The organism is Sphingorhabdus sp., from assembly GCF_044239005.1.
In the GTDB taxonomy this organism is placed as follows: domain Bacteria; phylum Pseudomonadota; class Alphaproteobacteria; order Sphingomonadales; family Sphingomonadaceae; genus Sphingorhabdus_B.
Genome location: NZ_JBIICH010000007.1, coordinates 15886 through 33931, shown reverse-complemented (window position 1 = coordinate 33931; position 18046 = coordinate 15886). Strand labels below are relative to the sequence as shown.

The following is an 18046-nucleotide window of genomic DNA, read 5'->3' as shown; positions in this document are numbered from 1 at the left end:
CCCCTACGGGAATCGAACCCGTGTTTCAGCCGTGAAAGGGCCGCGTCCTAACCGCTAGACGAAGGGGCCAATCGCTTGGCGAGCCGCGCCTTTACGGATTCGTTATGCACTCGTCAAGGCCAAGTTCACGCTATTTCAGTCGGCGAATGCGATGTCGTCGACGTGGAGCTCCGCTTTTGGCGTTGCGCCCCAATCGTCGATCTTCGCGCGGCCCGCAAACCAGTAGCGTCGGCCGCGATCTGCGTGCAGCATTGTCTGGCCCAAAACAGTCTCGCCCTGACGGAAGGCCATCACTTTAAACGACTGCCCGTCGTCGCCCGCGACGATCGCGCGGACATGGTCTTTGCCGACGATATCGCACTTGATGATGCGCAGCGGCCCCGTGACGACGCGCGGCCCCGGCCAACCCATGCCATAGGGGCCAGCGGATTCCATCGCATCGACAAAAATCGGATTTAAGCCACGCGGCGCGACGATGGCATCGATCAAAAGCGCCTTTGATGCTGATGCGTTGCTAACGTCTGCCGACAGCCGCGCGTCCAACCAATCGGCCAGCGCATCAATTTTGTCATGCGCCACGGTCAGCCCCGCCGCCATCGCGTGGCCGCCGCCTGCCTCCAGCAAGCCAGCCTCACGCGCAGATATAATCGCGGCGCCCAAATCGACGCCTGCAATCGAGCGGCCCGACCCTTTGCCGACGCCATGTTCGTCCACCGCAATCACGATAGAAGGCTTGCCGGTTTTTTCCTTAATCCGGCCCGCGACGATGCCAATGACGCCTGGGTGCCAGCCTTCGCCCGACAGCAATGCCACCGCACGGTTGTGCTGCCCCGCCAACATAGCCTCAGCCTGTTCCTGAACCACCGATTCAATCGCGCGGCGCTCTTCGTTCAACCGATCGAGCTCAAGCGCAATCTCTTGCGCCTCCGCCGCGTCCTCGGTGGTGAGCAGACGCACGCCAAGGTCCGACTTGCCCACACGGCCGCCTGCGTTGATGCGTGGGCCCAAGGCAAAGCCAAGGTCGGAGCAAATAGGTGCGCGGGTCAGCCGGCTCGCCTGAATGAGCGCCGACAGGCCAATGTTGCGGCGCGCGGCCATCACCTTTAGCCCTTGCGCGACAAAGGCCCGGTTCAATCCCCGTAGCTGCGCCACGTCCGCCACAGTGCCCAGCGCGACCAAATCGAGCAAGTCCATGATCTTGGGTTCTGCGCGGGTTGCAAAATGGCCGCGCGTGCGCAGCGTCCGGATGAGCGCCGCGCCCAATAGGAATGCCACGCCAACCGCCGCCAGATGCCCGTGGGCAGCCGCGTCATCGGTCTCGTCCAAGCGGTTGGGGTTTACGAGCGCAAAGGCCTGAGGAAGCTCTGAGGCGCATTTGTGATGGTCGACAACAATGACCTCAAGTCCGGCGGCCTTGGCTTGCGCAAGCGCGTCATAGGCCATTGCTCCGCAATCGACGGTCACGATCAGACGGCTGCCGCTTTCGCCAATACGCACAAGGGCCTCACCAGACGGGCCATAGCCTTCCATCAACCGGTCGGGGATATAGTAACCGGCATCAAGCCCCAGCATACGCAGCAGGCGGATAAGCAACGCCGCACTGGTCGCGCCATCGACGTCATAATCGCCATAGACGGTAATCTGTTCGCCCGCCTCGACCGCTTGCGCCAAGCGCAGCGCCGCATGTTCCATGTCTTGGAATATCGATGGGTCGGGCATGAAGTTGCGAATGGTCGGGTTGCGGTGCCGTTCGATATCGTCGCGGTCGACGCCGCGCGCCATCAGCAACTGGGTCACCAGATCGTCGGGCTGGAAATCCGGATCGCGGCCATCGGTGCCACCGCCGCGCCAATGCCAGGCTTGCTCAAGAACGGAACTGTTAATATCGAGTACGGGCTTCATCCTACTTCCCTATGGCGCACCAGCGGTGCTAGCAAGCATCGATGCGGCAATTGTTGATAATCTGGCATAGTATGACGGGCGGGTCAGAGGCTTTGGCCCGCGCTGCCTATGACGGCGCCTGCCGTGCGCAGGGTGTCAATGTCGAAATGCTCAACGCCGATGATGTCGGCGCTGCACAGGTCATGGCGGCGGACGGATATCTGTTCGCGTTCCCCGAAAATCTCGCGGCCATAAGCGGCGGGATGAAAAGCTTTTTTGACCAATGTTATTATCCATGCCTTGGCGCGCTCAACGGGCGGCCTTATGCGATGATCGTGTGCGCCGGATCGGACGGACGCAATGCTGTGGCGCAGGCGGAGCGTATAGCGACAGGGTGGCGCTTGCGGCAGGTTGCGGAGAGCCGGATCGTTTGCACCCATGCACAGACGTCGGAAGCGATTTTGGCGCCGAAGACCATGAATGAGGCCGATCAACGGGAGGCAGCGGACCTCGGCGAACAAATCGCGACGGGACTGCTGATGGGTATTTACTGATCAGCCTTGCGATGCTCACTCTTGACCCAGCGCACTGTGCCACTTGATGCGCGCATGACGACGGTTTCTGTGGTGACCCGCCCATCGCGTAACGTTTTGACGCCAGCGAGCAACGAACCGTCGGTGACACCCGTCGCTGCAAAGATGCAGTCACCCTTTGCCAGCTCTTCCAGATCGTAAATCTTGTCGAGATCTTCGATGCCCCATTTGCGCGCGCGCGAACGTTCATCGTCGTTGCGGAACAACAGGCGGCCTTTGAACTGCCCGCCGACACAGCGCAGGGCCGCTGCCGCAAGTACGCCCTCTGGCGCACCGCCGCTGCCCATATAGATGTCGACTGTGGTATCGGGATTGGTTGTTGCGATGACACCGGCAACGTCGCCATCGGGGATCAGCATAACGCCACAGCCAAGCGCCCGCAGCTCGGCGATCAGCTTTTCATGGCGCGGGCGGTCGAGTACGCAAACGATGAGGTCGCCTGGAGCTACACCCTTTTCCTTGGCAACTGCATGCACATTTTCAGCAACCGTTCTGTCGAGGTTGACGATGTTGGGTGAATAACCCGGGCCGACGGCGATCTTGTCCATGTACACGTCTGGTGCGTTGAGCAGATTGCCTTCTTCCGCCACAGCCAAAACGGCCAGTGCGTTTGGCCCGGCCTTTGCCGTAATCGTTGTGCCTTCAAGCGGATCGAGCGCAATGTCGATGCGTGGGCCAGTGCCGATGGCGGAGCCGACTTTTTCGCCAATAAACAGCATGGGCGCTTCGTCGCGTTCGCCTTCGCCGATAACAACCGTGCCATCCATATATAATTCGTTGAGCGCCGCACGCATGGCTTCGACGGCGGCGGCATCTGCTGCTTTTTCATCGCCACGTCCGATGAGCTTGGCTGCGGCAATCGCCGCGGCTTCGGTCACGCGGACCATTTCCAGGACAAGCACGCGGTCGAGGATTTGGCTTGCTGCAGTCATCGTATTTTCCTAGCTATTTGAACGTCAGGGTGCGAAGTTTGCCCCCAAATGGAACGGCATTTTGGGGGTTAGGTTTCGATAGGGAAGGCCACGCCAATTGTCGAGATTAGTTGTCGCCATTTTTGTTGCGCACGTGGTGATGGGGTCCGCTGCGGCGCAACCCTCCACGACTGAAGATGGCGTTGCGGCAAGCATCGAACGCGCGGCCCCCCATAAGCTTAAGCGCCCAAGATGTGCATGACCATTGGTTCGCCAAGCAGACTGTCGGAATGCTTGAGTGACTGAAGCGTATCATTGATCGCTTGCTCTGGGCCAGCATGGGTGACCATCGCCACCAAGGCCGTTCCATCGTCACCTGCTTCGGTCTGAATCAGGCTTTCAATCGAAAGCCCGGCATCGCGCATAGCTGCTGTAATTTCGGCAAGCACACCGACGCGGTCGGCGACGACCATACGCAAATAGGATTTGCTGACCCGGTGTGCCGATGCTGCCCGTGGCAGCTTTTCAAGCTCGGCCGATGGCATGGAGAATGCAGGGCCAGTTTCCTTGCGCGCAATGTCGACAAGGTCAGCAACAACCGCGGATGCCGTTGGCTTGTCTCCTGCGCCCGCGCCTTGGAATAATAGGCGTCCGGAGAAGTTGCCTTCAGCCACGACCGCATTGGTGGCGCCGATGACATGCGCCAGCGGATGGCTGAGCGGGACAAGGCATGGTTCAACGCGCTGGAAAATATTCGCCGCGCCATTGTCGCCGTCGATTTCGGCAAGCCCGATCAGGCGGATACGATAACCCAGCGTCTTTGCCTGAGCGATGTCGGCGGCGAGTATTTTGCGAACGCCGCGCGCTTCCACGCCGCCAAAATCAATGACCGATCCAAAGCTGAGCGAGGCCAGAATGGAAAGCTTATGCGCAGCGTCAATGCCGTCGATATCGAATGAGGGATCGGATTCGGCAAAGCCCTTTGCCTGCGCGTCCGACAGCACCTGCGCAAAATCGAGGCCGTCACGCTCCATCGTCGACAAGATGAAATTGCAGGTCCCGTTCAATATGCCATATACGCGATCGATCCGGTTGGCGGCGGCACCGTCGCGCAAACCCTGAATTACCGGAATACCGCCAGCGACGGCCGCTTCAAATTTGAGCGCGGCCTGCTTGCTTTCGGCCAGAGCCGCCAGCTCAGCGCCGTGATGGGCGACCATGGCTTTGTTGGCTGTTACCAAGGCACGTCCGTTTGTCAGCGTTTCGCGCGCCAATGTAAGCGCCGGACCATCAGCCCCGCCGACAAGTTCAACGACGACATCGACATCGTCTGCGGTAGCCAGTTCGCCCATGTCGTCGACCCAGCGATAGCCGGACAGATCAACACCCCGGTCCTTGGTCCGATCGCGCGCGGTGATGGCAACAATCTGGATCTCGCGGCCCGCCCGGCGCGCGATCAAGGCGCTATTTTCTTCAAGAAGGCGGATAACGCCGGTTCCTACTGTCCCAAGACCAGCCAGACCCACCTTAAGCGGGGCGATACGAGAGGGGGTGGACATAGCTTCTAATTTCCTGCCGAAAGAATGCGTATTTCTGCCGCGCTTAAGCGGATTTGCGTTTAATTGCCAGCCCCGGCTTGCTGCAACGTGACGGCTGGGCAAACTGCACAGAGCCTATCGCCCCTGCGAAAACAGCACAGCGACGCGCGCCAACGTCTTTTTGGTGGGAGTAAGCTAGCCCTGTGACCCTTCATTCGCTAGGGGCCATAGATTGGTTTTACAGGGAGCGGCAAATGCGTGCAGTCGGCGTTATCGGAGCAGGTCAAATGGGTGCGGGCATCGCACAGGTCAGCGTTGGCGCTGGCTATCATGTCTATTTGTCGGACCTTGATCTGGCAAAGGCCGAAGAAGGCAAGGCCGGCATCGCCAAGGCACTCAGCCGTCTGGTCGCCAAAGAAAAAATGTCGGCGGGCGATGCAGAGACGCTGTTGTCACGCATAGAACCGGTTGCCAGCTATGAACCGATGGCCGATGCCGGGCTGATCATTGAAGCCGCGACGGAGCGGGAAGACATCAAGCGCAAGATATTTGAATCGGTGGGCGCGGTCCTTGGCCAGCAAGCTGTATTGGCGTCTAATACGTCATCCATCCCCATCACGCGGCTGGCGCAATCATCACCCGACCCACAGCGTTTCATTGGCGTGCATTTCTTCAACCCCGTTCCCGTCATGGGCCTGATTGAAATCATCCGCGGATTGGCGACGACGGATGCGACTGTCGACGTCGTTCGCCAATATGGCGAGGCATTAGGCAAGCAATTGGTGTTTGCAAATGATGCCCCCGGCTTCATCGTTAATCGCGTGCTGATGCCCATGATCAACGAAGCATGTTTTGCACTGGGTGAAGGCGTTGCCACTATGCGCGATATCGATACTGCGTGCCAATTGGGTCTTAATCACCCGATGGGGCCACTGACATTGGCGGATTTCATTGGCCTCGACACCTGCCTTGAAATCACAAATGTGCTGTTTCAATCGACAGGCGATCCGAAATTCCGGCCAGCGCCATTGCTGCAAAAATATGTTGAGGCCGGCTGGTTCGGACGCAAAACGAAGCGTGGATTTTACGATTATTCGGGCGAAGTGCCGCAGCCGACACGCTAACATCTAGCGTCCGGTTCGGGCTACTTCAAAGGCTTGGCCAAGGTCGGCGATAAGATCATCTGTGTCCTCAAGCCCGATTTGCAGGCGGATCAGCGTGCCGGGCTTATCCCACGCCACGACTGACCGGTATTTTTCGGGCTGCACGGGCAACGCAAGGCTTTCAAATCCGCCCCAGCTATAGCCAATGCCAAACAGTTGCAGCGCGTCGACAAACGCGGCTGCGGTAGCCGTGTCGCCGGTGTGGATGAACGAAAACAATCCTGATGATCCGGTAAAGTCGCGCTTCCAAATGTCGTGTCCGGGGCAATCGGGCAAAGCGGGATGGAAAACGGCCGCGACATCGGCCTGCGTCTGCAGCCATTGCGCAATATGCAATGCCGAAGCCTCATGCGCTTTCATCCGCACTGACAGGGTCCGTAGGCCCCGGCTTGCCAGATAGGCATCGTCAGGTGAAACGGTCTGGCCAAGTTGCTGCGCGGTGTGGCGCAATTTCGTCCATAATTTATCGTGCGTGGTGACACTGCCCATCATCACGTCGCTATGGCCGACAATGTATTTGGTGCACGACAAGATCGCCATATCGATGCCCTTGTCGAGCGCGGTATGGAAATAGGATGTGGCCCATGTGTTATCGAGAAGGGTGACGACATTGCGTTTTTTCGCAGAGGCGCAGATCGCAGGAATGTCCTGCATTTCAAATGTCAGGCTGCCGGGTGATTCGAGCAATATGGCCCGCGTGCGATCACAAAATAGCGCGTCGTAATCGGCGGTGCGTGGGTCAAAATATCGGGTCTCTACCCCGAAACGCTTCAGAAACCCGTCGGCCAAAGACCGGCTAGGGTCATAGGCGTTGTCGGTCATCAGCAAGACGTCACCCGCCTTCAGCACCGACAGTAAGGCGCAGGCAATCGCGGCAACGCCGGACGGATACAGCATGGTCCCATGCGCGCCAGGCTCCATTGCGGTCAGCGCGTCGGCGAGGGACCATTGCGTTGGCGAACCACGGCGACCGTAGAAAAAGCGGCCGTCTTCGTTGCGCCCTTTGCCGGCCTCCAGCTCAGCCACATTTTCATATAAATGCGTGCTGGCGCGCCAAACAGGTACGTTCACGACGGGGCCCGTGAGCGAAGCCTTGCGCCCTGCAGTGACTGTTTTGGTGGCTGGCTTTTGAGGTTTGTGGGAACTCAAGCCGCACCCTGTGCCTTGGGGGTATCCTTGTCCAAGCCCCATTCGGACCAGCTGCCATCATATAAGGCAACGTCCGATTTGCCGGTCAGGCGCGCGCCGAACAGAACAACAGCTGCGGTCATTCCAGAGCCGCAGGTTGTGATCATGGGTTTGTTCAAATCAACGCCCGCATCGGTAAAGGCTTGGGTCAACGCATCGCCGCGCTTCCAAGTACCGTCTGCGTTCAAAAGATTACCAAAGGGCAAGTTGCGGCTGCCGGGGATGTGACCCGAAGCCATGTCAGGCCGCGGTTCAGCTTCTTCACCGGTAAATCGTCCTGCGCCGCGGGCATCCACAACATCGGCTTCCTTGCTGTGCAGATTGGCAAGCATGTCTGCTTTGTTGCGCACGGCCTTTTCGTCTTTCCAGACAGTGAAGTGGCGGTGACGCAACGTAGGCTTGCCGGTTTCGAGCGCGCGTCCTTCGGCTTTCCATTTTGCAATGCCGCCATCGAGTATCGCAACATCATGCGCGCCAAACAAGGTCAGCATCCACCAAGCGCGCGTTGCCGATTTGAACGGGCTGTCGTCGTAGACCACGATACGGCTGCCATCGCCCAGGCCAAGCGATTGCATGCGGCTGGCAAATTTCTCTGGCGGCGGTAATGTATTGGGCAGGCTGCTGTTTGCGTCGGCGAGTTCTTGCAAGTCCATGAAAACAGCGCCGGGAATATGGCCACCTTCATATTCGGCCTGCGCATTGCGGCCAGCATCGGGCATGAACCAGGTGGCATCTACCACGCGCAAATCAGACGCGCCGATTTCGTTCGCCAACCATTCGGTACTTACTAACAATTCCATGTTTTGTCCTTGCCCGCTACTTTTTGATTCTTGTGCGGTGCAAGATAAGCCGCTTTTCCAAACTAGCCAAGCGTTTCGAGAAATTGCTGTGCCTGACGACGAAGCGCGACTTTATCGGCCTGCGCCATCCGGTCCCAGTTTTTATACGGCATCGCCATGCGCGGGTTCTTGCGCAGTCTATCTTCGTTGCGCGCAATAAATTCCCAATAGAGCGCGTTGAACGGACATGCCTTGGGCCCCGTTTTTTGTTTCACATCATAACGGCAGCCGGAGCAATAATCTGACATGCGGTTGATATAGGCGCCACTGGCCGCATAGGGTTTTGACGCGAGCATGCCGCCGTCTGCAAACTGGCTCATGCCAAGGCTGTTCGGCAATTCGACCCATTCATAAGCGTCTGCATAAACGGCGAGATACCATCTATGCACGTCGACCGGGTTGATGCCCGCCAGCAGCGCGAAATTGCCTGTAATCATCAGCCGTTGGATATGATGGGCGTAGGAATATGCGATTGTCTGATCGACGGTTTGCGACAGGCAATGCATGTCGGTTTTACCGGTCCAGTAGAATTCCGGCAGTGGCCGTTCGGCGCCAAGGGCATTGCTCTCCACATATTCAGGTCCAGCATGCCAATAAATGCCGCGCACATATTCGCGCCAACCAATGACCTGACGAATGAAGCCTTCGGCAGCGTTGATGGGCACTTTGCCGGCCTGATATTGCGCTTCGACCGCGCGGCACAATTCCAGCGGATCAAGCAATCCGGTGTTGAGGTAAGGCGACAAAATCGAATGCCATAAAAATGGCTCGCCGGTGAGCATTGCGTCCTGATAATCCCCAAAGGACGGCAGGGCATGTTTCAGGAAATGTGCTTGCTGTTTCAGCGCGTCGGCGCGCGTGACCGCAAAACCGAATTGCGCGGTCTGACCCATATTGGTCGCGAATTTTGCTTCGACCATGTGAATGACATCCTGCGTGATATCGTCAGGTGCGAAATGCAGTGGTTGCGGCATCGCGAGATCGCGCTTGGTGGGCTTGCGGTTTTCAGCGTCAAAATTCCACTGCCCGCCGACGGGTGCATCGCCATCCATCAGCAATTTCGATTTACGCCGCATGTCGCGATAGAAATATTCCATGCGCAGCTGCTTGCGATCCTTGGCCCAGTTTTCGAATTCGGCATGGTCACACAAGAAGCGGTCGTCCGCGCGCACTTCTACCGGCACATCAAAGCGTTCGGCCCAGCTATCCAGCATGGCCTTCACCCGCCACTCGCCAGCTTCGGTGACGCAGATGGCGGATGCGCTATGGCGTTCCATCGCGTGGGCGAGTTCGCCGGTAAAACTGCCGCTGTTTTCAGGGTCGGTCAGCGTCACATAGTCGACGGTCCATCCGGCTGTACGCAGGTCTTCGGCATGGTGGCGCATTGCCGATAATATGAACACCATTTTGGATTTGTGGTGCGGCACATAGGTCGTCTCTTCATCGAGTTCGGCCATCAAAATGACGCACGTCTTTTTGTCCTGCCCCGCCAATGACGAAAGCGCATGGCTTAGTTGGTCGCCGAGTACCGGAATCAATGTCGTCATGATCGGAGCGTTAGCGAGGCCATGTCCGGGGCACGATACAGGTTTTCAGGAAAAAGCCCGCGTTGACCCATCCGCATGCGTTTTGGCATGCGCGCGAAGTGCATATCTTGCGCAATCGCGATGACCCGTTTGCTTCCCGTGGTGAAACCGCTAAATGCGCAGCTATGACTGACGAACTAAAGCCGATGTATCTGGGTGCGCAAAGCGCACTTCCCCAAACGCCTGAAGAGGCCGAGCTGGATTATGTCCCCAATCCGCGCCCCGACACGCTGTATCTGGCACGCTTTGCCGTGCCTGAGTTTACGTCTTTATGTCCGGTCACTGCGCAACCCGATTTTGCGCATCTCGTCATCGATTATGCGCCGGACAAAAGCATCGTTGAATCAAAGTCGCTGAAGCTTTTCTTGGGTTCGTTCCGCAATCACGCCGCGTTCCACGAAGATTGCACTGTCGGCATAGGGCAGCGGCTTTTCACCGAAATGAAGCCGCATTGGCTGCGTATCGGCGGTTATTGGTATCCGCGCGGCGGAATTCCTATCGATGTGTTCTGGCAATCGGGGGAGCCGCCAAAGGGCTTGTGGCTCCCTGATCAGGGCGTTGCCCCCTATCGCGGTCGTGGCTGAGTCTATTTAAACAGGTTGCCCAAAATCCCGCGCAAGACGGACCTGCCGAACGATCCCAACTGTTGATCGGGACTCGTCTCGTCGACGCCATCGAATCATTGGTCGCAAAAATGACCTTTGTCGGTGACAGATGGACTGTGAGGCCTCTATTGCAGCTTCATGGCTGAAATGTTTTCGAAGACCAAGAAGCGTGTGCATAAAGCTATCCAAACAGGCCTTGCGTCTTTGGCGCTGTTGTCCGTTTTATCGGGGTGCGTATCTGCGCCAGTGCGTCGGGGGCCTGCGCCGCCAGCAGCAATGGCCCCAGCACCAGCAGTTGTAGCGCCCGCACGTCCCGCAATTGTACGGCCGCCTGCCGGTCTGGAAAATCTGATTCAAGATCAATGGCGTTTGTTCCCGGGGCGGACTGGTGTTGCCATTATGCGCTTGGATGGCGGCGAATGGGTTTTGGGCCGCAGGATGGATGAATTGTTTCCCCAACAAAGCGTATCCAAAACCTGGGTTGCGCTCACCGTGTTGGACATGGTCGATCAAGGGAAACTTCGCCTCGATCAGAAAGTGCGGATCACACGGGATGATCTGGCGGTTTTTCATCAACCAATCCGTGATCAGGTAATTGCCAATGGCAGCATTGAGGTTTCGGTTCTCAATCTGCTGGAGACGTCCATTCGCGCGAGTGACAATACCGCCAATGACTCGTTGCTGCGCACCGTGGGCGGCCCGCAAGCGGTAAAGAGTTTTATCGCGCGCAAGAATTTGGGTGCGATCCGCTTTGGGCCGGGCGAACGCGCGTTGCAAAGCGGCATTGCCGGTCTCGACTGGAAACAGGAATATGCAATTGGTCGGCGCTTTTATGCTGCGCGCGATGCCGTGCCGTTGGCAACCCGCAAGGCGGCGCTTGACCGCTATCTGAACGACCCAATCGATGGGGCAAGTCCGCAAGCCATTGTCCGCGCCTTGGCAAAGCTTGCTAAGGGCGAGCTGTTGTCGGCGTCTTCAACGCGCCTCATGCTCGATATCATGTCGCGGACGTCAAGTGGACCCAACCGGTTGAAGGCGGGCGTTCCTGCGGGTTGGAGCTTTTTGCACAAGACAGGAACCGGACAGGTTTTGCCGCCGGTGTCCACGGGATATAATGATATCGGGATTATGACCGCGCCAGATGGCACGCGTTACGCTATCGCGGTGATGATGGGCAGCACGACGGCGTCTATTCCGCAACGGATGACGTTCATGCAATTTGTATCGCGCACAGTGGCTTCATACCACCAGAACTGATGCCTTATGGCGATGTTCCGGTTGGAGCGCCGCGCGCGGCATCCAACGTGTCTAAGGCGGACAAAGAAAAGGGCCGTCCTGCAAGCAGAACAGCCCTTATCAAAAGCTTTCGCTGAAAAGCGCGAATATTACTTCGCAGCTTCTTTCGCAGCGTCTGCAGCAGGTGCAGCAGCAGCAGCGTCTGCAGCAGGAGCAGCAGCAGCGTCAGCAGCAGGAGCAGCTTCAGTTGCAGCAGCTTCAGCGCCTTCTACAGCTGCGTCAGCAGCTTCAGCAGGAGCTTCTGTGGTTGCTTCTGTTGCTTCTGTGGTTGCTTCTTCAGCACCTGAGCAAGCAGCCAAACCGAGCGAAGCGGCAAGAACGAGAGATACAGCAATTTTCTTCATATGGGAAACCCCCTAGCAAAACTTATGAAAACCTGACAGGCACACCACAACGAATGCAGTAATGTCTGCGGACAGCCCTCTAGCCCGTTCACAATTCGGTGGCAATGCGCTTTTTTATTCCGGCAGGCTGATTGGCCTCAAAATCGCACTTAACTCTACCAGAACGGTAGAAAATGCGGGAGATTTGAGCGGATTGACTTGATATAAAGATTTCTTTATATGATGGTGAAATGATCAATTTGCTGAACATTATGCGCGCTCTAGCCGACCCGACCCGGCTTCGAATCGTATTTCTCGTGCTTCGGCTTGAACTGTCGGTGGGTGAGTTAGTGCAGATATTGGACCAAAGCCAGCCCCGCGTTTCCCGGCATATCCGTATATTGGATGAAGCTGGATTATTGGAACGACGCAAAGAAGGAAGTTGGGTTTTCCTGCGGCCTGGCGCTGTTTTGGAGGACGGACGCCTGACGTCGTTGCTGACAGAAGCCGATGTTACGCAGGCGAAGGCGTTTCAAAAGGATCTGGCGCGGCTGGACGAGGTCCGCAACGCGCGTACCAATATGGCCGCATCCTATTTTGCGGCACATGCAGAAGAATGGGATTTCCTCAGATCACTGCATGTTGCTGATTCAGAAGTTGAGGCGAAGATTGCGCAGATTTTGCATAGCGCGCCTTTGGGCCGTGTATTGGACGTTGGCACAGGGACTGGCCGCATTGTGGAATTGTTTGCGGAGAGCGCAAGCCGCTTTGTCGCTTTGGACAATAGCCCCGAAATGTTGCGGCTTGCCCGCGCAAAGATAGCGAATTTCAGCGCCGATATCGCGAGCAAGGTCGAAATCAAGCTGGGTGACTTTAACATGCTACCCGTGGGCGATGGTGAATTCGATACCGTCATTTTCCACCAAGTGCTGCATTACGCCCAAGACCCTGAGGCAGTTATTGCCGAAGCCATCCGGACAGTCGCGCAAGATGGACGGCTCGTGATCGTCGATTTCGCGGCCCACGACCATGAAGAGCTCCGCACGGTTCATGCCCATGCCCGGCTTGGCTTTACGGACGAATTTATGCGCAATGCGTTCTCGGCGCATGGCCTGCAGATGGTGCATCAGGCCGCACTTGAGTCCGGGGAACTCATTGTAAAAGTGTGGATGGGGCAAAAGCTGTCGTTCGCCACCCCGCGTCCAAAAAACAACTTAAGGATTGTTGCATGATTCTCCCGTTCGACCAGATGCAGGAAGCCAGCCGGGCGCTGGCCGCGCCTCTTTTTGCCGGTCTTGCCGGTGATTGCGAAATCAGTTTTGAATTCTTCCCGCCCAAAACCGAAAAGATGGAAGAGCAGCTTTGGGATTCGGTAGTAACGCTCGCGCCGCTTGCCCCGCGCTTTGTCTCGGTCACTTATGGGGCCGGCGGGACAACGCGCGAGCGGACGCATAACACCGTTGCCCGCATTGCGCGCGAAACCAATATTCCAGCGGCGGCGCATTTAACCTGCGTCGAAGCATCAAAGAGCGAAATTGCTGACGTCGCAAATGCCTATTGGGAGGCTGGTGTCCGGCACATCGTTGCGCTGCGCGGAGATGCACCAGGCTCAGACGGTAAATTTGTCCCGCATCCCGACGGCTATGCCAGCGCCGCGGAATTGGTCGAAGGGTTGCGTAAGCTCCATCCGTTCGAGATATCGGTCAGTGCCTATCCCGAAACGCATCCAGAAGCATTGTCCGCTGCAAGCGATATCGACTTTCTGAAGCGCAAGCTGGATTCAGGCGCGAGCCGGGCAATCACGCAATTTTTCTTTGAACCTGAAACATTCTTCCGTTTTCGTGATGCTGTGGCCGCCGCGGGTGTCGACGCCGAAATCGTGCCGGGTATCATGCCGGTTTCAAATTTTGCGGCAATCACACGCATGTCCGCCATGACCGGCACCGCAATTCCCGTGTGGATGGAGCATTTGTTTGAAGGGTTGGATGACCATCCACCTGCCCGGCAACTTGTCGCGGCTACCATCGCAGCCGAAATGTGCCGCAGATTATATGCGGGCGGTGTGCGCGATTTCCATTTCTACACGCTCAACCGGGCCGAGCTGTCTTATGCTATTTGCCATTTGCTTGGAAAACGGCCCTCTGGCGCTGCGCAGGAGCAAGCGGTATGACCCCGCGTGAGGCATTTGTTGCAAGAGCGGCCAAGCAAATTTTGGTCTTCGACGGCGGCTATGGGACCGCCATTCAGGGGTATAAATTATCCGAGGCGGACTATCGCGGGTCATTGGAACTGACGCACGATCAAAAGGGCAATAACGACCTATTGTCCATCACACGGCCTGACGTGGTTGGCGCCATCCACAGTGCTTATCTGAGCGCTGGCGCGGACATGATTGAAACCAATACCTTCAGCGCCACGAAGATCAGCATGGCTGATTATGCCTGCGAACATCTGGTCCAGCAATTGAACATCGATTCGGCAAAACTCGCGCGCGCCTGTTGTGACGCCGCAGAAGCGGAAGACGGCAAGCGGCGCTTTGTTGCAGGCTCAATCGGGCCAACGAACAAGACATTGTCGTTATCACCAGACGTCAATGACCCCGGCTATCGCGAAATCGACTTCGATTATCTGAAAGGCGTCTATCGCGAACAATGCGACGCGCTCATCGAAGGCGGCGTGGATTTCCTGCTGATTGAAACGATTTTCGATACGTTAAACGCCAAATGCGCAGCCATGGCGGCGCAGGAAGCCGCATTGGCATCGGGTAGGGACGTGCCCTTGATGATATCGATGACAATCACCGATATGGCCGGTCGCAATCTGTCGGGGCATACGGTTGAGGCATTTTGGGCCGCGATCCGGCACGTCAAACCACTGACCATCGGGTTGAATTGCTCGTTCGGCGCTGACCTATTGCGTCCGCATTTGGCCGCTTTGTCAAAGCAAGCCGATGCGCTTGTCATGGCCTATCCCAATGCGGGCCTGCCCAATGACCTTGCCGAATATGACGAGCTACCCGAAACGACGGCGCAGCTGATTGGCCAATGGCTTGATGACGGGCTGGTCAACATCGTCGGCGGTTGTTGCGGTACGACGCCTGCGCATATTGCCGCGATAGCCAAGGCCGTTGAGGGCCGCGCCCCGCGCAGCATCCCGCAGCCACAAGTGGTCACGCGGCTCGCTGGCCTCGAACCCTTCATCATGGCCGCCTGAACTCCTTAAAGCTGAACATCAATATGACATCCTCCTCCTCCCGCTTCGTCAACATCGGTGAACGTACGAACGTCACCGGCAGTGCGAAGTTCAAGAAGCTCATTCTGTCCGGCGACTATGAAGCCGCTGTCGAAGTCGCGCGCGACCAGGTCGAAAATGGCGCGCAGATTATCGACATCAATATGGATGAAGGTCTGCTCGACGCGCATAAGGCGATGACCACGTTCATCAAACGGATCGCTGCCGAGCCAGATATTGCGCGCGTGCCGTTGATGATCGACAGTTCCAAATGGAGCGTCATTGAGGCGGGGCTGAAATGCGTTTCGGGAAAGCCCATCGTGAATTCGATTTCGATGAAAGAAGGCGAAGAAGCCTTTTTGCATCACGCGCGGCTGTGCATGGCCTATGGCGCGGCTGTTGTCGTGATGGCGTTCGATGAAACTGGTCAGGCGGACACCAAAGAGCGCAAGGTCGAAATCTGCAAGCGCGCTTATGATTTGCTGGTCGGCATTGGTTTCCCGCCCGAAGATATCATTTTCGATCCTAATATTTTTGCGGTGGCAACGGGGATTGAAGAGCATAACAATTATGGCGTCGATTTTATCGAGGCGCTTAAAGAGCTGCGCGTTCTATGCCCGCATGCGCATTATTCGGGCGGCCTTTCCAACCTGTCTTTTTCCTTCCGCGGTAACGAGCCTGTGCGCCGCGCGATGCACTCGATCTTCTTATATCATGCGATCCCTGCCGGCCTTGATATGGCGATCGTTAACGCCGGGCAGTTGGATATCTATGACGATATTGATCCGGAACTGCGGGTGGCGTGCGAAGATGTGATCCTCAACCGCGACCCCGATGCCACCGAGCGCCTCATCACCTTAGCCGAGAAATATCGCGGCACGGACGTAGCGCAGGAAAAGGCCGAGGCCGAATGGCGCGGCTGGGAGGTCAAGAAGCGCCTTGAGCATGCCTTGGTCAAAGGCATTGATGCGCATATTGTCGACGACACCGAAGAAGCGCGGCTTGCGATCAAGGCGGCTGGTGGTAGGCCTATCGAGGTTATTGAAGGCCCATTGATGGACGGCATGAATGTTGTTGGCGACCTGTTTGGGTCGGGCAAAATGTTTCTGCCGCAGGTCGTGAAATCGGCGCGCGTTATGAAAAAAGCGGTCGCGCATCTGTTCCCTTATATCGAGGCCGAGAAAGAAGTCGGCGCGAAGGGCAAGGGCAAGATCATCATGGCGACCGTCAAGGGCGACGTCCATGACATCGGCAAGAATATCGTTGGCGTTGTGCTGCAATGTAATGGCTTCGAGATTGTCGATCTGGGCGTGATGGTCCCGTGGCAAGACATATTGAAGGCGGCGGTCGACCATGATGCCGACATGATCGGACTGTCCGGCCTGATCACGCCTTCGTTGGACGAGATGGTCACCGTCGCTGAAGAAATGCAGAAGGCGGGCATGACGATGCCGTTGATGATCGGCGGCGCGACCACGTCCAAAACGCATACGGCGTTGCGGATTGAGCCTGTCTATTCGGGTCCCGTCATTCATGTGCTCGATGCTTCGCGTGCTGTCGGTGTTGCGGGCACATTGGTCAGCGACACCATGGCCGAAAAGTTCGTCGCTGACACCCGCGCCGAATATAGCCACATCCGCGATGCCCGTGCTGGCAAGACCGCAAAGCCATTGGCTTCGCTGGAGGAAGCCCGCGCCAATGCGTTCGAGATTGACGAGGCGCAAAAGCCCGCCCCGCCATTACAGCCTGGCGTGCATGTCTATGATGATTGGGACCTTGCGGATCTGCGCAATTATATCGATTGGACCCCGTTTTTCCGCGCATGGGAATTGCATGGGAATTACCCCGATATTCTGACCGACGAAGTCGTTGGCGAAAGCGCCACCAGCCTGTTTGCCGATGCCAATGCGATGCTCGATAAAATTGTCAGCGAAAAATGGCTCCGCGCAAAGGGCGTTGCTGGCCTGTGGCCATGCCAGCGCGATGGCGACGATGTTGTCGTCTATTGCGAACAGACGGAAGCCCATATTCGCCTGCCGTTTCTGCGGCAGCAAATCGCCAAGCGCGAAGGCAGGGCGAACATGTGTCTGGCCGATTTCATCAGCCGCGATGGCGACTGGATTGGCGGCTTTGCCGTGACCACTGGCCATGGCATCGGCGCGCATTTGGCGCAGTTCAAAGCCAATATTGATGATTATTCCGACATCATGTTGAAAGCGCTCGCCGACCGTTTGGCCGAAGCTTTTGCCGAGCGGATGCACGAGCATGTCCGCACAACATTATGGGGCTATGCGCCCGACGAGCAGTTCACCATCGAGGCGCTGAACCGTGAAGAATATCGGGGCATCCGGCCCGCTCCGGGTTACCCCGCATGTCCGGACCACAGCCTGAAGCCGATATTGTTCGACCTGTTGGATGCGACCCAGAAAACGGGCATTACCCTGACCGAAAGCTTTGCCATGTTGCCTACCGCAGCGGTCAGCGGATTTTATTTCGGGCACCCCCAAGCCGAATATTTCGGCGTTGCGCGGATTGGCGAAGATCAGGTTGCGGACTATGCCGCACGGCGCGCACTCGATTTGGATCGGGCACGGCAGTATCTCAGGCCGAACCTCAACGAATGATCTGCAGTTCAGGGCAATACTAGATTTTACGGACGGATGCCCATGAAGAAAACGGCGCTCTTTGTCCTGACCCTAAGGCGACAAAAGCAACGTCAGACAGCATTTTTACTGTCTGCTTTGTCGCTTTAACGGCAAATGCGGCTCTGACTTATTTCAGGTGGCCTCAACATTGAGAAAGAGCCGTGCGCGTTTTCGCGTGCGCGTGGCGATATTCTCAAAGCCAATCCTACATTGCAAGCTTGGAGATGCCTCCAGCCCGTGCAGCGGC

At 57.2% G+C, this 18046-nt stretch carries 15 protein-coding genes; 8 read left to right on the top strand and 7 right to left on the bottom strand.

Annotated features, from left to right (window positions below):
• Positions 1-135: 135 nt before the first annotated feature.
• On the bottom strand, positions 136-1902 hold the full coding sequence (recJ, locus tag ACILQA_RS01200) for a single-stranded-DNA-specific exonuclease RecJ (RefSeq protein ID WP_395628038.1): 1767 nt from the start codon (positions 1900-1902) through the stop codon (positions 136-138).
• Between the two features lie 41 nt (positions 1903-1943).
• Between recJ and ACILQA_RS01195 the strand changes: the two genes are divergently transcribed.
• Positions 1944-2435, top strand: coding sequence for a flavodoxin family protein (locus tag ACILQA_RS01195; RefSeq protein WP_395628037.1), 492 nt, complete (start codon positions 1944-1946; stop codon positions 2433-2435).
• Here ACILQA_RS01195 and glpX read toward each other — a convergent pair.
• Together glpX and ACILQA_RS01185 are read right to left on the bottom strand one after the other, a co-directional pair.
• The gene (gene glpX, locus ACILQA_RS01190; RefSeq protein WP_395628036.1) at positions 2429-3406 is read right to left on the bottom strand and encodes a class II fructose-bisphosphatase; all 978 of its coding nucleotides are present in this window, start codon (positions 3404-3406) and stop codon (positions 2429-2431) included. The genes ACILQA_RS01195 and glpX overlap by 7 nt on opposite strands.
• Before the next feature lie 218 nt (positions 3407-3624).
• Positions 3625-4944 carry a homoserine dehydrogenase gene (locus ACILQA_RS01185; RefSeq protein ID WP_395628035.1) on the bottom strand — a complete coding sequence of 440 codons (1320 nt, stop codon included), beginning with the start codon at positions 4942-4944 and terminating at the stop codon, positions 3625-3627.
• A gap of 233 nt (positions 4945-5177) precedes the next feature.
• On the opposite strand from ACILQA_RS01185, the gene ACILQA_RS01180 reads away from it, so the two are divergent.
• The gene (locus ACILQA_RS01180) at positions 5178-6047 is read left to right on the top strand and encodes a 3-hydroxyacyl-CoA dehydrogenase NAD-binding domain-containing protein (RefSeq protein ID WP_395628034.1); all 870 of its coding nucleotides are present in this window, start codon (positions 5178-5180) and stop codon (positions 6045-6047) included.
• A gap of 3 nt (positions 6048-6050) precedes the next feature.
• Here the strand turns inward: ACILQA_RS01180 and metC are convergent, their stop codons facing one another.
• The 3 genes from metC to ACILQA_RS01165 all read right to left on the bottom strand — a co-directional run bounded on the left by metC (position 6051) and on the right by ACILQA_RS01165 (position 9660).
• The gene (gene metC, locus ACILQA_RS01175; RefSeq protein WP_395628033.1) at positions 6051-7277 is read right to left on the bottom strand and encodes a cystathionine beta-lyase; all 1227 of its coding nucleotides are present in this window, start codon (positions 7275-7277) and stop codon (positions 6051-6053) included.
• Complete coding sequence (gene sseA, locus ACILQA_RS01170) at positions 7232-8074, bottom strand: 3-mercaptopyruvate sulfurtransferase (RefSeq protein ID WP_395628032.1); 843 nt, start codon at positions 8072-8074, stop codon at positions 7232-7234. Before sseA ends, metC begins: the two co-directional genes overlap by 46 nt.
• A 62-nt stretch (positions 8075-8136) precedes the next feature.
• Entirely contained in the window at positions 8137-9660 is a 1524-nt protein-coding gene (locus tag ACILQA_RS01165) for a cryptochrome/photolyase family protein (protein ID WP_395628031.1), read from the bottom strand.
• Positions 9661-9824: 164 nt separating this feature from the next.
• Here ACILQA_RS01165 and queF point away from each other — a divergent pair, with 164 nt between their 5' ends.
• A complete protein-coding gene (gene queF / locus ACILQA_RS01160; RefSeq protein ID WP_183938889.1) occupies positions 9825-10283 on the top strand; it encodes a preQ(1) synthase in 459 nt (152 codons plus the stop codon).
• Between the two features lie 297 nt (positions 10284-10580).
• Positions 10581-11561: a class A beta-lactamase gene (gene bla / locus ACILQA_RS01155; RefSeq protein ID WP_395628040.1), complete on the top strand. Its 981-nt coding sequence runs from the start codon at positions 10581-10583 to the stop codon at positions 11559-11561.
• A 128-nt stretch (positions 11562-11689) separates the two neighbouring features.
• Here bla and ACILQA_RS01150 read toward each other — a convergent pair whose 3' ends face one another.
• On the bottom strand, positions 11690-11944 hold the full coding sequence (locus tag ACILQA_RS01150; RefSeq protein WP_333570255.1) for a circumsporozoite protein: 255 nt from the start codon (positions 11942-11944) through the stop codon (positions 11690-11692).
• Positions 11945-12174: 230 nt separating this feature from the next.
• On the opposite strand from ACILQA_RS01150, the gene ACILQA_RS01145 reads away from it, so the two are divergent.
• Genes ACILQA_RS01145 through metH form a run of 4 tightly spaced genes read left to right on the top strand, consistent with a single transcriptional unit; the run spans position 12175 to position 17778 of the window.
• The gene (locus ACILQA_RS01145) at positions 12175-13155 is read left to right on the top strand and encodes an ArsR/SmtB family transcription factor (RefSeq protein WP_395628030.1); all 981 of its coding nucleotides are present in this window, start codon (positions 12175-12177) and stop codon (positions 13153-13155) included.
• Positions 13152-14093 carry a methylenetetrahydrofolate reductase [NAD(P)H] gene (metF, locus tag ACILQA_RS01140; protein ID WP_395628029.1) on the top strand — a complete coding sequence of 314 codons (942 nt, stop codon included), beginning with the start codon at positions 13152-13154 and terminating at the stop codon, positions 14091-14093. The genes ACILQA_RS01145 and metF overlap by 4 nt, the downstream gene beginning before the upstream one ends.
• Positions 14090-15136: a homocysteine S-methyltransferase family protein gene (locus tag ACILQA_RS01135; RefSeq protein ID WP_395628028.1), complete on the top strand. Its 1047-nt coding sequence runs from the start codon at positions 14090-14092 to the stop codon at positions 15134-15136. Before metF ends, ACILQA_RS01135 begins: the two co-directional genes overlap by 4 nt.
• A gap of 23 nt (positions 15137-15159) precedes the next feature.
• Positions 15160-17778: a methionine synthase gene (gene metH / locus ACILQA_RS01130; RefSeq protein ID WP_395628027.1), complete on the top strand. Its 2619-nt coding sequence runs from the start codon at positions 15160-15162 to the stop codon at positions 17776-17778.
• The last annotated feature ends 268 nt before the right edge of the window (positions 17779-18046 follow it).

Bases quoted from the DNA above. Each gene is read 5' to 3' on its own strand.
- recJ (WP_395628038.1), bottom strand. From the start codon at position 1,902: ATGAAGCCCGTACTCGATATTAACAGTTCCGTTCTTGAGCAAGCCTGG.
- ACILQA_RS01195 (WP_395628037.1), top strand. From the start codon at position 1,944: ATGCGGCAATTGTTGATAATCTGGCATAGTATGACGGGCGGGTCAGAG.
- glpX (WP_395628036.1), bottom strand. From the start codon at position 3,406: ATGACTGCAGCAAGCCAAATCCTCGACCGCGTGCTTGTCCTGGAAATG.
- ACILQA_RS01185 (WP_395628035.1), bottom strand. From the start codon at position 4,944: ATGTCCACCCCCTCTCGTATCGCCCCGCTTAAGGTGGGTCTGGCTGGT.
- ACILQA_RS01180 (WP_395628034.1), top strand. From the start codon at position 5,178: ATGCGTGCAGTCGGCGTTATCGGAGCAGGTCAAATGGGTGCGGGCATC.
- metC (WP_395628033.1), bottom strand. From the start codon at position 7,277: ATGGGGCTTGGACAAGGATACCCCCAAGGCACAGGGTGCGGCTTGAGT.
- sseA (WP_395628032.1), bottom strand. From the start codon at position 8,074: ATGGAATTGTTAGTAAGTACCGAATGGTTGGCGAACGAAATCGGCGCG.
- ACILQA_RS01165 (WP_395628031.1), bottom strand. From the start codon at position 9,660: ATGACGACATTGATTCCGGTACTCGGCGACCAACTAAGCCATGCGCTT.
- queF (WP_183938889.1), top strand. From the start codon at position 9,825: ATGACTGACGAACTAAAGCCGATGTATCTGGGTGCGCAAAGCGCACTT.
- bla (WP_395628040.1), top strand. From the start codon at position 10,581: ATGGCCCCAGCACCAGCAGTTGTAGCGCCCGCACGTCCCGCAATTGTA.
- ACILQA_RS01150 (WP_333570255.1), bottom strand. From the start codon at position 11,944: ATGAAGAAAATTGCTGTATCTCTCGTTCTTGCCGCTTCGCTCGGTTTG.
- ACILQA_RS01145 (WP_395628030.1), top strand. From the start codon at position 12,175: ATGATCAATTTGCTGAACATTATGCGCGCTCTAGCCGACCCGACCCGG.
- metF (WP_395628029.1), top strand. From the start codon at position 13,152: ATGATTCTCCCGTTCGACCAGATGCAGGAAGCCAGCCGGGCGCTGGCC.
- ACILQA_RS01135 (WP_395628028.1), top strand. From the start codon at position 14,090: ATGACCCCGCGTGAGGCATTTGTTGCAAGAGCGGCCAAGCAAATTTTG.
- metH (WP_395628027.1), top strand. From the start codon at position 15,160: ATGACATCCTCCTCCTCCCGCTTCGTCAACATCGGTGAACGTACGAAC.